This window comes from Tannockella kyphosi, assembly GCF_021054785.1.
In the GTDB taxonomy this organism is placed as follows: Bacteria; Bacillota_I; Bacilli_A; order Erysipelotrichales; family Coprobacillaceae; genus Tannockella; species Tannockella kyphosi.
Map to the genome: position 1 here is coordinate 489,760 of NZ_CP088239.1, position 15,093 is coordinate 504,852.

Consider the following 15,093-nt stretch of genomic DNA (forward strand, 5'->3'; position numbering starts at 1 on the left):
ATTTTATTGTATAATGAAGATATCAAGGAGGAATTTGTATGAATGTAAGAGACATAAAAGATAAGGTAAATAGTTTAAATTCTAATAGTAAGATGTTATTATTTAAAGTAATGTTAGTTTTAGTATTAATCATTTCTTTAAAGGATGAGTTGGTTGGATCTAGTGCGGTGCTTGCGTTATTATGTTCCGTTTTATTTTTAACTTTCAATCATGGTTCTATTGTTTGTTCTTTAAAGATATTGAATAATAGAGAAGAAGAATTTGATTTTCCAAAAGAAATATTTGTTGGATTTACTAGAATAAAAGAGTTATTTTCAACTTATCTAGTTTATAATGTAATTCAATATGCAGTAACATGTTTCATGTTAATTGTAATAGCAATGCTTACAATAGGTGATTTTGTTTATCTTTTAGAATTATATGTAGGGACTACTACTTATTCAGTAGATACTTTAGATTCTTTAATTAGTTCATTTATAGTATTCTTTATTTTATTTGGTTTTTTATGGATGGCATTTTTAACATATTGGGAATTAAATTTTGGATTTACTTTCTTTGCTTTAGAACGTTATGATGTAAAAGGAATAGCAGCAATGAAACGTTCTAAACAGTTATTAGAAGGCTATAAAATGATATATTTAAAGTTATTACTATCATTCTTACTTAAAATAGTAGGATTTGTATTTATTTCAGCAATAATTGCAACAATGTTAAGTAGCTTAGCTTCTATAGTTAGTATACTTATATCGATTGCTTTAGTTTATTTTGTGAGTGTAGATATGATGTTATGTAGAACTGTCTTATTTGAAGAAATGTGTATTAGTTTTCATGAAAAAGGAGCTGTTGAATAATTGTTAGCAGGTGAAATTACGAATAAAAAAAGTGCTTGGGGATACATCTTTGTATTCCCAGCATATTTATATTATATTCCAACAATTACTACTTTTGTTATTTATCAAATAATGTTATTTAATCCTTTGTTAATTGATGTTAATTTTGCTACTGTGATGCTTAATTTCTCAATTGGACTATTAACAACACTACTATTATTTGTTCTTTTAAAAGATTTTATTATCGATAACATAAAGTCTTTTTTCTTAAAACCATTTTCTAACTTAGTATGGTCATGTACTCTAGGTATTTCATTAATGTATGCCATGTCTTTACTAGGTAGTTTAATTATTGTTTTAGTACTAGGAACAGATGCTGTTGAAACAGGTAGCTCTAACCAACAATTGTTTGAAGCATTACAAAGTGTAGGTCCAATATTTATGTTTTTACAAGCAGTAATATTTGCACCTATTTTAGAAGAGTTACTATTTAGAGGAATTATTTTTAGATCATTATCTAATAGAAATATATATTTAGCACATTTTATTTCTGCTTTTAGTTTTGGTTTAGTGCATGTTTATAGTTATTTGGTAGCAGGCGATTTAACACAGTTAATTTATATGGTGATGTATATATTAATGGGATTAGCATTAAGTATTGCATATCAAAAAAAAGGAACAATTATTGTTCCAATTATTATTCATTTATTAAATAATGGAATTGCATTTATTGTATCCTATATGTAAAAGAGGGAAACCTCTTTTTAAATACAAAAAAAGTAGAACATAAGTTCTACTTTATCTTTTTTATTGGCGGTCTGGACGGGACTCGAACCCGCGACCTCCGCCGTGACAGGGCGGCATTCTAACCAACTGAACTACCAGACCAATAAAATTTTAAATGGCGGAGACAGAGGGATTTGAACCCTCGCGCCAGTTTCCCGACCTACACCCTTAGCAGGGGCGCCTCTTCAGCCTCTTGAGTATGTCTCCATCAGTGCTTATTTATAATAACATAATTACTATCTTCATGCAAGTCTAATTTTTACAATTTGTTCTTTTAGTTGAAGACTCTCTTATCTGTTGCCTGTTCATAATAGCATAAATAAAATACACTGACAATACTTTTTTCTAAAAAATAATCCCTTATAAAATAGTAACAAAAAACAAAGTTTATTCCTCGCTCTTTTTCTTGGCTTTTTCAATTGTTTCAGTCATGGCTTGTTTAAAAACATGTGATGGTTTGATTCCTAAGATTTTACATGCTTCTGTAAATTCATCAACAAACTCTTTTTTGTATCTACCGCTAATACTTTTCATATTTTGTTTCGACCATTGATTAATATAATCAGCTTGATTAAATTCAGACATATTATCTCCCTCCTAAAGTAATGTGCTAATAAAAGTAACTAAAAATAATATTAAATCTAACGTTAATAAAATGTGGTAAATTAATGCTGTACACGATTCGTACACGAAAAAAAATATTCTAATGTAACATTACGGCTAAAACAATATAAAAACGTACATTTAAGCATGTTTTAGCATTGAAATGCAAGCAAATGTACGTTTTTTAGCATTATGGTCTCCCCTCACGGTCTCGAACCGTGGACCCACAGATTAAGAGTCTGTTGCTCTACCAACTGAGCTAAGGAGAGATAAGTTACATATAAATTATACGCTTTTAAATCCTTATTGCAAGAAAAAGGATGAACTTTTCAATTGTTTTATGTTATAATCTTTTAAAAGAGGGTGATTACATGTTATATGAAAAAAAGAAATCAGGAGATATGTTAGTTATTTTAACACTAGATGGAGGGATGCTAGATTTAAATCGTCTCCGTTTCAATTATTTGAAAAACATATTTAAAGAACATGGTAAAGAAGTGAGTGTAAATACTTTTGTCCAAGGTATTGGAGATTATAGAACAATGTACCAGGCATTTAGTAATACACCATTAGAATTAAATAATGAAATTGAAAATGATTTATATGCTTATTCAAAATTAAAACCAGAACTAAAAAAAGTAGGTGTTGAAGAATTGTTACATTTCTTTAAACAAAGAGAAATCAAAGTAGCAGTTATATCAACACATAGCACAAAACGTGCTGTTCAATATTTACAATTAACAAATTTATATAATAAAGTGGATTTTGTTATTGGTAATGATGGTACTGCACCTTTCCCTAATAAGGAAACATTACAACTAATTTGTCATAGCATGGAAGTAGGTGTAGAAAATACTTTGTTAGTTGCTAATTTCTCTAGTATGGTAAAAGCAGCAAATGATGCATTTATTCAAATAGCATACTTACATGATTTAGGAGAATATGAACCAGTTCATGCAATAACACCATTTGAAGTAGTGAAAAATAATTTGGGGGTTATTAATGTTATCTTATTTTCAAAGTATGATAGTATTGATATGTATTCTACTATTTTAGGGTTAAATGGAAATATGAATGCACGTCAATTAACTAGTGTGTACGAACAGCTATTAAAAGACTATGCAAATGATGAACAATTACTTACTCTAATAGAACGTGTATATACTCACTATTATACAAAACTTCCAAAACCTGAAATAATCACAAAAGAGCCTGTTATTCAAGAACCAATCATAGAAGTGGCTGATTTACAAGAAGAACAAGAAGTTATCGAAATAAAGGAAGAAGTAGAAGAAGTAGAAGAAGTAGAAGAAGAAGTTGAAAACAATGAAGCTTTGATCCAACCAACCATTTTGGTTCCAATAATAGAAGAAAATGAAGAAGTGGAAGTGGAACCTGTAGATGACCTGTTAGATCAACAGGTTGAAGAAGAAATAATAGAAAAAGAAGATTTGGAAGTAGAAGAGGAGCCTGTTATAGACGAACAACCTGTAATGGAATCTATTATCTTTGAACAAGAACAAAAAGAAGAATCACAGGATAGCACCTTTATTAGAAAATTAAAAGGTGGATTTAAAGCGGATGCTATTGTTAATGAACCTATCATCGTAGTCCCACCAGTAACTGATGTTACAATGACAAGTGATGTTCAAGAAGAAGTAATACAGGAAGTAGAACTAACAGAAGAAAAACCTTTCTCTTATGAGAGTGATGATGATGTAGAAATCAATCTATATCAAGAAGAACATACTACTTCTATTTTACCAGAAGAGTTTAAAACAGAAGCGTTACAAATGAATGCCTTAATGGATCAAATAAATAATGTAGAAGCTAAGTTAGTAGAAATTGATAAAGAGCCTTTAGAAGAAATAGAGATCAAAGAATCTAGTGAAGATAAGAAAAAAACACATAAAGCAATATTAGCCATATATGCTGTTATGACTTCTTTTGTTGCTAGTGTTATCCTTGTAGGAGGAGCTATGTTAACATATATGTTCTTTGGTGATTTATTAGCGTCAGATTTTATAGTAATTAATATTATGTTCTCTGGAATTATGTTTATTGTTTCAGGAATATCAGGAATATTAGAAATGTTTGTCCAACTAGCTTGTATGGTATTTCCAACATTAGGAACGTCTACTGTTATTTTAGCAGGAAATGAAATTCTATCCGCATTAGCGATACAAGTTTTCTGGTTTGTTTTCTTTTTTACAGTACTAATCTTATTTATACGAGCAATTGTCAGTTATTTAATGGCAGAATAAAAAGTAGTGGATGAAATTCCACTACTTTTTTAAACAATTAAAAAGTCACTAATTTTTAAAATAGTGACTTTATTACTATAATTTTATAATCGATAATTAATATAAGCATGCATAATCGCAATCACAGTCTTGGCATCCATAATAGTACCATCAATTACTTTACGATAAGCTTCTAATATATCTAACTCAATGACTTTGATATTTTCATCCTCATCTCCTGGAGCAGGATTATCTACTTTAAAAATATTTTTAGCCTCACAGATATGCAATAACTCATCACAATATCCAGGTGTAGGATATATTTTAGTAATAGGAACTAGTTTTAAAGAACTGTATCCAGTTTCTTCTTCTAATTCTCTTGATGCACATGATTCTACATCTTCACCAGGTTCTAATTTCCCAGCTGGTATTTCTAATGTATTGCAAGCGTAAGGGTAACGATACTGTTCCACTAGTAAAATCTTATCATGATTTAAAGCGAGTATCCCAACACCACCATGATGACGTACGACTTCACGAGTAGTTATCTTTCCAGTTGCTGTTTCTATTTCATCTTTATAAACTTTGATTATGCGACCTTCAAAAATCAATTCACTTTTTAATTGTTTTTCCATCTTCATTGCCCCCTTTAATTATTATAACAAATGATGTTATAAATGTTTACATATATTTCATAATATGTGTAATTTGATGCGAAAATTGTAGTTCTTTGATTTTGTAAATAGAAATGGTATACTAAATGCAATGGGAGAAATTATTATGTTAAAAAAACACTTATTTTTAATGAAACCAAATAATCAACAAACAAACATAACTGCAATTATTGATAAAGTAATGGAAACATATGATTATCAAATAATCATTACTAAATCAAAAGAACATTTAATGGAAATAATAGAAATAAATAAGCAATCAAATATGCGTATTTATGCTATTGGAGGAGATGGTTTTATCCATTATTTAATCCAAAACATGATTTATACAAACTTGGAACTTGTTGTTCTTGCTAATGGAACAGGTAATGATTTTATACGTAGTTTAGAAGCATCAAATAATATTAAAACAGCACTTGAAAATAGTTTAAAACAAGAAAGCCAATTCATGGATATTATAAAAGCAAATGATACCTATCTTATTAATTCTTTTTGTTTTGGAATTGATAGTGAAACTGCAGCCTATGTTCATCGTTATAAAAAAATACCACTTATGCCTAGTAGCTTACAATATGGTTATGTCTTATTAAGACGTTTAATGCATTATAAATTTTATCCAATAAAAGTTCATAATGATACCTTCGCTTATCAAGAACCAATTCTTATAGGGGCAATATGCAATGGAAAGTATTATGGAGGTGGCTTCAATATATGTCCTGATGCATTGTTGGATGATGGTTATTTTGATATTACCCTAATTAAAGGAATACATCGTCTTTCTGTTCCTAGACATTTGTTTTTAATAGCGATTGGTAAATTAAATAAATCAAACAGTGTAACAATGACAAAACAAAAGGAAATTATTGTACACTCAAAAAGTGAAGTGAATATGGATGGAGAAGTATATCCTGCTGGGGAATATCATCTTACGTTGATTCCTAAGGGCATCTATATTGTAAAAGGATAAATAAATGAAAAATAGAAGTCAATTAGTATTAGAATGGTACTGTATTCATCAAAGAATTCTCCCTTGGAGAGAAAATAAAAATCCTTATTATATATGGATTAGTGAAATTATGTTACAACAAACAAAAGTTGAAACAGTAAAACCATATTTCAAACGCTTTATACAACAATTACCTACCTTACTAGATTTAGCGAATTGTCATGAAGATGATTTGATGAAATTATGGCAAGGCTTAGGATATTATCGAAGAGTTCTTAATATGCAAAAAGCTGCAATCTTATGTGTAAAAGAATATGATGGTAAATTACCAAACAATTATCAACAATTATTAACGTTACCTGGCATTGGAAATTATACAGCCGGAGCTATTGCATCTATTGCATATAATGAAGAAGTATATGCAATTGATGGAAATGTCTTGCGTATTTATAGTCGATTACATGATCTTCATGAAGACATAATGGCATTAAAAACAAAGAAAATAATTGAACAATATGTAAGTGAAGACATGAATAATCAAATGGGAGATTATAATCAAGCTTTAATGGACATTGGGGCAACTATTTGTACACCACTATCACCTAAATGTAAGGACTGTCCTATATCTTCTACATGTCTTGCATATAAACAAAATACAGTTCAATTATTGCCAATAAAAAAGCGAAAAAAGAAAGCTAGTGAACATACTTATACTATTATTATCCATCAATATAAAGATAAGGTTTTATTACATCGCCGTGATAAAGATGGATTACTTGCTAATCTTTATGAATTTGAAACCATTAAAGAAGAGATGGTATTAAGTGAGCCATATATTTCTTTAGGAAGTTATAAACATATATTTAGTCACCAAATATGGAATATGCAAGGATATTTAGTAGAACATGATTATGAAATAGAAAAAGAAGATTTCTTTTGGGTAACTTATCAAGAGATGATAGATAAATATAGTATACCTGGAGCTTTTTTACCATTTGTTCAAAGAATAACAGAAAGAAGAGAAAAACATGCTACCTAAAATAAGAAAAGCAATGAAAGAATTTTTAAGTCAAGAGGGATCTTTGCATCGTTCTTCTTTAAGTTATAGTTTTTTATTAGCTATTTTTCCTGCATTAATCGTTATTATTATACTTTTTCAAAATGAGTTATTGGATATTGAAAGAGTATCTACATTTATGTATCATTATTTACCTCAAGATATTATGGAACCTTTTATAGAATATATTTTAGATGCTGATTATTCAAATATATATACTGTTATTGTTACCTTAGGAACTACTATTTTTCTAGCAAGTCGTAGTTTTTATACATTTATGTTAATTAGTGCAAATAAAGAAAAGTTTGTTACTCGTTCTTTTATTATTCGTATAAAAGCTATTTTATTGTTTTTAGGGTTTATTATTTCTATCGGGCTTATGGGACTGTTTGCCCATCTTTTCCCTTTTTATCAATCGATACATTTAGTGATAATGATATTTATTGTTTTCTATTTATTTTATCGCATGTTATCTTTTGAAGTTAGACCAATTCAATATGGTTTAGTAGGGGCTGTTTTTACAACGATAGGAGTTGTTTGTATTGGAGCATTATTTCTAACGATTGTACAGGCAGTAAGTAGATATCAAACATTATATGGACCACTAGCAAGTATTCTTATTATGATGTTATCGATTCATGTTATTTCAGGAACTATTTATTTTGGATATTGTTTAAATCATGCTTATGATTTTCATTATAAAGAACATCAATTTAAAAACAAACATATGTATGATAAATTAGAACAGTATTATCAAAAAGTAAGATCATTGGTTAAAAGATAAAAGTAAGAACATACTAATAACGGTGATAAAATGAAAAAGAACAGTTATTGGTATCAAAATATAAAGAAAGAAAACTTTTCTAGCATCTCAGATGATTTATATATTGATATTCTTATTATTGGTGGTGGGATAACCGGTATATTATTAGCTTATTATTTAAAGGATAGTCCTTTTCGAATAGTAGTAATAGAAAAAAATGAATTTGGTAGTGATATGACAGGAAGTAGCACAGGAAAACTATCGGTGTTACAAGGATTGATTTATCAAGAGATTTCTAGTAAGTATCAAGAACAAGATGCTTTGCTTTATTATCAAAGTCATCTAGATGCTCTTTTACAAGCAAAAACTATTATTGAAAAAGAACATATTGAATGTGATTTTCAACAATTAGATCATTTTATTTATACAAACGAAAAGCAAAATATAGCTAAAATAGAAAAAGAAAAAGCATTCTTTATAAAAAATAATATACCAATCCTAACGAATCTACCTAAAGATTTAAAAGCATTGTGTGGTTTTGGCCTATCCAATCAAGCATGTTTTCATCCCCTAAAATACATTTATGCTTTAATTAATATTTGTCAAAAACATGGAATAGAGTTTTATGAAAAAACTTGTGCATATTCAATCAAACAAGAAAATCTTATGCAAGAAATAGTAGTAAATAATCATAAAGTTAGTGCCACGCATACCATTGTTGCCTCTAGATATCCATTAAACATAGGCTTTCATACTCTAACCCCAATGTTAAATCAATCAATTACTTACTTAAGTACCAGTAAATCAAAACAAATTAATTATCAATCAAATTGTATAGATGATAATGCACTAACGAAACGTCCTATTCATAATGGTTTATTAGTAGGTGGTTTTGGACATGATGTGGGTGATAAAGAAAAAATGAATCAAGATATTCAAAAGCAATTACAGATGTTTCATAAAGAAGATATCGATGTTTTTTGGTCAGGACAAGATTGTATGAGCGGTCGAATTCTTCCTTATATTGGTTACTATTTTCACCAAGAAAGCTACTGTTATGTGGCTACAGGATTTAACAAATGGGGGATGACCTCCAGCCATCTGGCTGCTAAACTAATTAGTGATCTTATCTTACATAAGAAAAACAGATATCTTTCATTATATAATCCCTTACATCATCGTCATAGTTTAACCAAACAATCTTTAAAAAGATTAATTCGTCATAGTTATTTAGGATATATAAACTATCGTTTTGTAACAACAAAACAAGACCATCAATTAATTGATGGAAAAGTAGGTTGGTATAATGGAAAATATTTTGGTCTTGCATTTGATGAACAAAAATGTTTATATAAGATAAACCCTATTTGTTCGCACTTAAAAGGAATGTTAACTTTTAATTGCATTGATCGCACATGGGATTGTATTTGCCATGGCTCTAGATTTCATATTGATGGTTCCGTTTACAAGGGGCCTAGTCAGGAAAACTTAGAAGTTTATTCAAAGGAAGGGGAAGACATGAAAATAACATATATTACATTAGATCAAATTGACTTTCAAGAAGTAGACTATCGAACTAGTTTATATGAATCAGTAAAAAGAAAAGGTATTACAATACCTATAAAAGCAAGTATTATTCATAATCGATATTATTGTAAAGATGGAAATAAACGCTTATCTATCATCAAACGACTTAAAAAAGAAGGAATTGATAAAAAGATAGCAGTAATTGCAACCAATGATGGTAGTACACGTTCAAGTGAATGTTGGAATCCAAGAAATACACACTAACTGTAGCAATGCTACAGTTATTTTTTTAAAATAAATGTGACCAAAATAAAAATAGAAACGTGTTATAAGTGAGGAGGTTTCGTTATGCAACAAAATAGAGATTCTAACATTTCTGTACTTTATGATAAATATGCAGATATGTTATATAGAATTTCTCGTTCTATATTACTTTCAAATGAAGATGCACAAGATACAATCCAAGAAGTTTTTACTATCTATATTACTAAATTACCAACTCATAAAGATGAAGAACATGAAAAAGCCTGGTTTATTAAGGTAACAATCAATAAGTGTAGAGACTTGCAAAGAAAAAGAAAACTGCGTAGTTATGTTAGTTTAGATAGTGTTCTTGAACCAGTATGGGAAGAAGTAAAAACGGATTCAATTTATGATGATGTTATTACCCTTCCAGAAAAATATAAAATAGTAATACTTTTACATTACTATGAATCAATGAGTGTTTTAGAAATAGCGAAAACATTGCATGTATCGCCATCATCAATAAAAATGCGATTACTTCGGGGTCGTAACTTATTAAAAGAAAAACTAAAAGCAAAGGAGAAGGAAAATGATTGATAAAAAATCAAAAGAAGCATATGATGCTATTCATTTAGACGAATCATTTAAATATAAAATCGAATCTTTAGAAGCAAAACAATCAAATTCTTACTTATATTCCAAAAGATTAGCTTTTGTCTTTGTTCTTTTATTATGTTGCACTACCATCCTAGTTCATCAAACAAACAATACAGCCCCTATTCTTACTCAAGTATTGGATAGCAGTGGGGAGATAAGAACGATTTCTAATGAAATACAAGTTGAATTTTATTTAGAAATAACAGATGTTGTTAGTCTTAGTGTTAGTGATGGATATATTATGGATGAAGTTGGGAATGAAGTAGTTGATTTGAAAGAAAGTAATATCTTAAAATGGACAATTGATGGATATGAATATACGGAATCTTTCTACTTATTTGTTCAATATGATAATCAAACAGATAAGTATATGTTAAGTCAAAATGAGAATTTTGAATGGATTATAGAAAGAGGAAATGAATGAAAAAATTAGTAAAAGGTTTAATGGCATTTGTATTAATGGTTACTTTAGTTGGTTGTGGAAATCAAGGAGTAGCAGGACCTAGTGGTTCCTTAGAAGAAATAGTAGAGTCTATGTATGAACAAAAACCGGTAGAATTTGCAGTTGGAACAGTTCCTATGGACATTATGAATGATAATGCAATGTTATTATCTTATACAGGTTTAGCTAGTAATGAACTTATTGAAGAGGTATTAGTTTCAGAGTCGATGATGGGTTCTCAAGCTTATTCTATCGTATTAGTAAGAGTAAAAGATGCTAGTGATACAGCCAGTGTAGCCGAAGAAATGAAAGCAGGAATTGATCCAAGAAAGTGGATTTGTGTTGAAGCAGATGATATGCAAGTCGTAGCAGCAAATGATGTTGTTTTATTAGCGATGATGTCTAGTGAGTTTAGTGAGATGATTACTTCTCAAGATTTTGTAGATATGTTTCGTGAATTAAGCGGTGGATTAGACATCGAATTATAATAGAGATAATAGCAGCCTTTTGGCTGCTATTTTAGAGGTGAAAAATGTTATTTTCTAGTATCACTTTTTTATATTATTTTATGCCAATTATGTTTGGTATTTATTATTTATTGCCTCATAAGTATAAGAATTGTTTTTTATTGGTTGCTAGTTTGTTTTTTTATGGATGGCAGGAACCTAAATATCTTTTTATTATGTTGTTTTCTATTGTTAATTCTTACTATTTTGGATTACTTATTGAAAAGAATAAGAATATCTTTTATAGAAAGGTTGTTTTAGTGATTTCTTGTATTTCTAGTTTAGGATTATTAATATATTTTAAATATATTCATTTCATTGTAGAACAACTTATTTTATTTTTTAAATTAGAAATACCTTTATTACAAGTAGCACTCCCTGTAGGAATTAGCTTTTTTACGTTTCAAACAATAAGTTATACAATCGATGTTTATCGTCAAGATGTCAAAGCATCGAAAAGTCTTATTAATTATGCAACCTATGTAAGTATGTTTCCTCAATTAATTGCTGGACCAATTGTTCGATATGAAAATATAGAAGTGTTATTAAAAAATAGAAATATTTTTATTTCTCAAATATATGATGGAGTTTGTCGTTTTTTAATCGGTTTAGCTAAAAAAGTTATAATCGCTAATAACTTAGCTTTATTATGTCAAAACGTCATTGTTTTAGATCATAGTAGTGTTTTAATGTATTGGTTATATGCAATCGGTTTTAGTTTACAAATATATTTTGATTTTTCAGGTTATAGTGATATGGCAATAGGGTTAGGTAAGATGTTGGGCTTTGAGTTTTTAGAAAACTTCAAATATCCTTTTGTTTCAAGTAGTATTACTGAATTTTGGAGAAGATGGCATATTTCTTTAGGGAATTGGTTTCGTGATTATGTATATATTCCTTTAGGTGGAAATCGTCATGGAATCAAAAAAACATTATTTCATATTGTATTAGTATGGGCTTTAACAGGATTGTGGCATGGAGCAGCCTATCAGTTTATTTTATGGGGAATAATGTTTGCAGTTTTATTGATTTTTGAAAAGTTATTTTTATTGGAATATTTAGAAAAAATACCGAGATGGATGGGAAGAATATATACTTTGTTCTTTGTTTCCATTAGTTTTGTTATCTTTAATGCTAGTGATATTGGACAAGCATTTCTATATATAAAGGGGATGTTTTCATTTGGAATGATACCATTTGTTAACGAAGTTTCTCTTTATTATTTATCTAGTTATTTTTATATTATTATTATTGCAATGGTGGGAGCAACCCCTTTGGTAAGTAGTATCACTGTTTCTATAACAAAGAGATTTAAGTTATATTGGTTAGAACCATTGGTATTATTCATGTTATTAATAGGATGTACTGCTTATTTAGTAGATAGTTCTTTTAATCCATTTTTATATTTTAGATTTTAAGGAGTCATTATGAAAAAAAACATAAAAAAAAGAAATCTAACCATCACTTTACTTGTTTGGTCACTATTAAGTATATGTAATGTTCTCTATCCAACAATCAATATATCACTGCAAGAACGTAGGTTACTAAAAACCTTTCCAAATTTATCATTATCTACTATTTTATCAGGTAACTTTATGGATAGCTTTGAAAACTATGCAACTGATCAGTTTATTTATAGAGACACTTTTAGAATGATAAAAGCAAATATTAATTTTAATATATTACAAGTAAATGATAATAATGGTTATATTTATGATCAAGGATATCTTCATAAAATGAATTATCCAACAAATAATGCTTCTATTTATTATGCTACTAACTTATTTACTACTATTTATAATTCATATTTAGAAGATAGTGATGTTCAAATATATAGTAGTGTTATTTATGATAAAGGTTATTATATGAGTGATGATTATTTAAAAATGGAATATCAGCAGTGTAGTGATCAAATAAAAGAATGGATGAGTTATAGTGAATATATTGAGATTAATACTTTTTTAGAGTTATCAGATTACTATTATACAGATAGTCATTGGAAACAAGAAAATATAGTAGATCTAGCAAATTATTTATTATCTTCGATGGATAGTTTAGAATATCATCACTATAACCAAACTTCATTAGGGGAGTTTAATGGAGTCTATTATGGCCAAATAGGATTACAGCAAGGAGAAGATGAATTAATTTACTTATCTAATGATATCTTAGATGAATGTGTAGTTCAAAATATAGAATCAAGTAGTTCTACTACCATATATGATAAAGAAAAATTACAAGGTCTTGATGCATATGATTTCTATTTATCAGGGGCTAGCCCTTTGATAGAAATAGATAATCCAAATGCAACGAGTCAAAAAGAATTAGTTATCTTTCGAGATTCTTTTACAAGTAGCTTAGCTCCATTATTAATCCAATCTTATCAAAAAATAACCTTAATAGACTTACGTTATATGAATAGTAATACACTTGATCATTATATTACTTTTGATAATCAAGATGTACTATTTATTTATAGCACCTTAGTCTTAAATGATAGTGCAACATTAAAATAGAGGCATATTTAATTATGCCTCTATTTCTTATAATTTTTGTTTTGCAATAGTTTGTAATTCACTAGATAACTCAATAAGTTCCATTACTTGTAATGACGATTCTTCTGGTAATGCTGCTAAAATTGTTTCAATCTGTTGTTTTCTTTTTTCTCTATTTTCAATAAATTGTTGATAAAGTTCCATTAAATGTTCTTGATCATCATAGAGAGGTAATAGTAATTGTTTAATTTCTTGAATAGATAATCCGTTTTTTAAATAATATACTAATAACATTTGGACTATTTGATGTTTCGTATAAGTCTTACCTTTTACTCGATCAATTAAATCTTCTTTACTATAGTTGTTAATCATTGTTTTTGTTAGAATTTTATCATCTGGAGATTGTTTGTGATTTTGAAGCTTATCATCTAACAAATGAATGATTTGATCCATATATAATGGAATATCTGGTATTTCTTCTAAAGTTAGTATGTCTTTCATTTATATCACCTCAACTTCATTGTATCACTAATCTTGAATATTACAAGTTATAGTTGACAATAACAGTTAATATAATATAATAAATACATAAAGTAGTATTAGATACTACATAAGGAGGTTAACTATGAAATCATGTAATGCAATGGATCCGATAAGTTTTTTAACGCACTTTTGTGCTGGGATTGGATCAATAGTAGTCACTATTATTTTTGCTTTGAAGGCATTTTTAGGAGCAACTAGTATTGAGATAGGAATTGGTGCTTTGGTTTTTGGTTGTAGTGCCACTTGTTTATATTTTACAAGTAGTCTTTATCATTACTATCAAGGAGAAGCTACAAATACAATCAAATTATTTTTAAGAAAATTAGATCATGGGATGATTTATATCTTTATTGCAGGTTCCTATACACCTTTTATTATTGCTTATTTAAATGATGATAAAAGATTAGTGTTTGGTCTATTTATTTGGGGGATTGCATTATTAGGTGTTTTATTAAAGGTTTTTTGGTTGGATATGCCAAGGGTTGTTTATACTTCTTTTTATTTATTGATGGGATGGCTTATTGTTTTTGATCTTCCTAGTTTTATGTTAATGGATAAGGGATGTTTTATGTTAATGGCTTTAGGTGGTATTAGTTATACGGTAGGAGCTTTGATTTATATATTAAAAAAACCAAATTTAGGGAATATGTTTGGTTTTCATGAGATATTTCATGTTTTTATTATGATTGGTACATTCTTTCAATTTTTAGCTGTTTACTTTTTTGTGTTATAGAAATAGTTTGGAAAATAGGATGATTTGTTGTATAATTCACAATAG

16 protein-coding genes and 3 tRNA genes are annotated in these 15,093 nt (G+C 28.4%); 13 read left to right on the forward strand and 6 right to left on the reverse strand.

Going from position 1 to position 15,093, the window contains the following annotated elements; genetic code table 11:
* Nucleotides 1-38: 38 nt before the first annotated feature.
* Complete coding sequence (locus LRR82_RS02595) at nt 39-851, forward strand: hypothetical protein (protein ID WP_249029943.1); 813 nt, start codon at nt 39-41, stop codon at nt 849-851.
* Nucleotides 852-1,577, forward strand: a complete 726-nt coding sequence (locus LRR82_RS02600) for a CPBP family intramembrane glutamic endopeptidase (protein WP_249029944.1) — start codon at nt 852-854, stop codon at nt 1,575-1,577. It abuts the gene before it with no gap.
* A 64-nt stretch (nt 1,578-1,641) separates the two neighbouring features.
* On the opposite strand, the gene LRR82_RS02605 is transcribed toward LRR82_RS02600, so the two are convergent.
* The 4 genes from LRR82_RS02605 to LRR82_RS02620 form a co-directional block, all read right to left on the reverse strand.
* Nucleotides 1,642-1,718 (reverse strand) — tRNA-Asp (locus LRR82_RS02605).
* 14 nt (nt 1,719-1,732) lie between these two features.
* Nucleotides 1,733-1,823: transfer RNA gene (locus LRR82_RS02610), tRNA-Ser, on the reverse strand.
* 180 nt (nt 1,824-2,003) lie between these two features.
* Nucleotides 2,004-2,201, reverse strand: a complete 198-nt coding sequence (locus LRR82_RS02615; RefSeq protein WP_249029945.1) for a hypothetical protein — start codon at nt 2,199-2,201, stop codon at nt 2,004-2,006.
* Nucleotides 2,202-2,412: 211 nt separating this feature from the next.
* Nucleotides 2,413-2,488: transfer RNA gene (locus LRR82_RS02620), tRNA-Lys, on the reverse strand.
* Between the two features lie 102 nt (nt 2,489-2,590).
* On the opposite strand from LRR82_RS02620, the gene LRR82_RS02625 reads away from it, so the two are divergent.
* A complete protein-coding gene (locus LRR82_RS02625) occupies nt 2,591-4,483 on the forward strand; it encodes an HAD family hydrolase (protein ID WP_249029946.1) in 1,893 nt (630 codons plus the stop codon).
* 83 nt (nt 4,484-4,566) lie between these two features.
* On the opposite strand, the gene LRR82_RS02630 is transcribed toward LRR82_RS02625, so the two are convergent.
* Nucleotides 4,567-5,097: an NUDIX hydrolase gene (locus LRR82_RS02630; RefSeq protein WP_249029947.1), complete on the reverse strand. Its 531-nt coding sequence runs from the start codon at nt 5,095-5,097 to the stop codon at nt 4,567-4,569.
* Nucleotides 5,098-5,242: 145 nt separating this feature from the next.
* Between LRR82_RS02630 and LRR82_RS02635 the strand changes: the two genes are divergently transcribed.
* From LRR82_RS02635 to LRR82_RS02675, 9 genes are all read left to right on the forward strand, one after another.
* Entirely contained in the window at nt 5,243-6,103 is an 861-nt protein-coding gene (locus tag LRR82_RS02635) for a diacylglycerol/lipid kinase family protein (RefSeq protein ID WP_249029948.1), read from the forward strand.
* A 4-nt stretch (nt 6,104-6,107) separates the two neighbouring features.
* Complete coding sequence (gene mutY / locus LRR82_RS02640; RefSeq protein ID WP_249029949.1) at nt 6,108-7,121, forward strand: A/G-specific adenine glycosylase; 1,014 nt, start codon at nt 6,108-6,110, stop codon at nt 7,119-7,121.
* On the forward strand, nt 7,111-7,923 hold the full coding sequence (locus tag LRR82_RS02645; protein WP_249029950.1) for a YihY/virulence factor BrkB family protein: 813 nt from the start codon (nt 7,111-7,113) through the stop codon (nt 7,921-7,923). Before mutY ends, LRR82_RS02645 begins: the two co-directional genes overlap by 11 nt.
* Nucleotides 7,924-7,953: 30 nt before the next feature.
* Nucleotides 7,954-9,693, forward strand: coding sequence for an FAD-dependent oxidoreductase (locus LRR82_RS02650; RefSeq protein WP_249029951.1), 1,740 nt, complete (start codon nt 7,954-7,956; stop codon nt 9,691-9,693).
* A gap of 84 nt (nt 9,694-9,777) precedes the next feature.
* The gene (locus tag LRR82_RS02655) at nt 9,778-10,269 is read left to right on the forward strand and encodes an RNA polymerase sigma factor (RefSeq protein WP_249029952.1); all 492 of its coding nucleotides are present in this window, start codon (nt 9,778-9,780) and stop codon (nt 10,267-10,269) included.
* A complete protein-coding gene (locus LRR82_RS02660) occupies nt 10,262-10,753 on the forward strand; it encodes a hypothetical protein (RefSeq protein ID WP_249029953.1) in 492 nt (163 codons plus the stop codon). The genes LRR82_RS02655 and LRR82_RS02660 overlap by 8 nt, the downstream gene beginning before the upstream one ends.
* On the forward strand, nt 10,750-11,259 hold the full coding sequence (locus tag LRR82_RS02665) for a hypothetical protein (RefSeq protein ID WP_249029954.1): 510 nt from the start codon (nt 10,750-10,752) through the stop codon (nt 11,257-11,259). The genes LRR82_RS02660 and LRR82_RS02665 overlap by 4 nt, the downstream gene beginning before the upstream one ends.
* Nucleotides 11,260-11,303: 44 nt before the next feature.
* Entirely contained in the window at nt 11,304-12,695 is a 1,392-nt protein-coding gene (locus LRR82_RS02670) for an MBOAT family O-acyltransferase (protein ID WP_249029955.1), read from the forward strand.
* A 9-nt stretch (nt 12,696-12,704) separates the two neighbouring features.
* A complete protein-coding gene (locus LRR82_RS02675) occupies nt 12,705-13,793 on the forward strand; it encodes a DHHW family protein (RefSeq protein WP_249029956.1) in 1,089 nt (362 codons plus the stop codon).
* A 27-nt stretch (nt 13,794-13,820) separates the two neighbouring features.
* Here the strand turns inward: LRR82_RS02675 and LRR82_RS02680 are convergent, their stop codons facing one another.
* On the reverse strand, nt 13,821-14,273 hold the full coding sequence (locus tag LRR82_RS02680) for a DUF1836 domain-containing protein (protein ID WP_249029957.1): 453 nt from the start codon (nt 14,271-14,273) through the stop codon (nt 13,821-13,823).
* Nucleotides 14,274-14,397: 124 nt separating this feature from the next.
* Here LRR82_RS02680 and trhA point away from each other — a divergent pair, with 124 nt between their 5' ends.
* A complete protein-coding gene (gene trhA / locus LRR82_RS02685; RefSeq protein ID WP_249029958.1) occupies nt 14,398-15,048 on the forward strand; it encodes a PAQR family membrane homeostasis protein TrhA in 651 nt (216 codons plus the stop codon).
* Nucleotides 15,049-15,093: the final 45 nt, after the last annotated feature.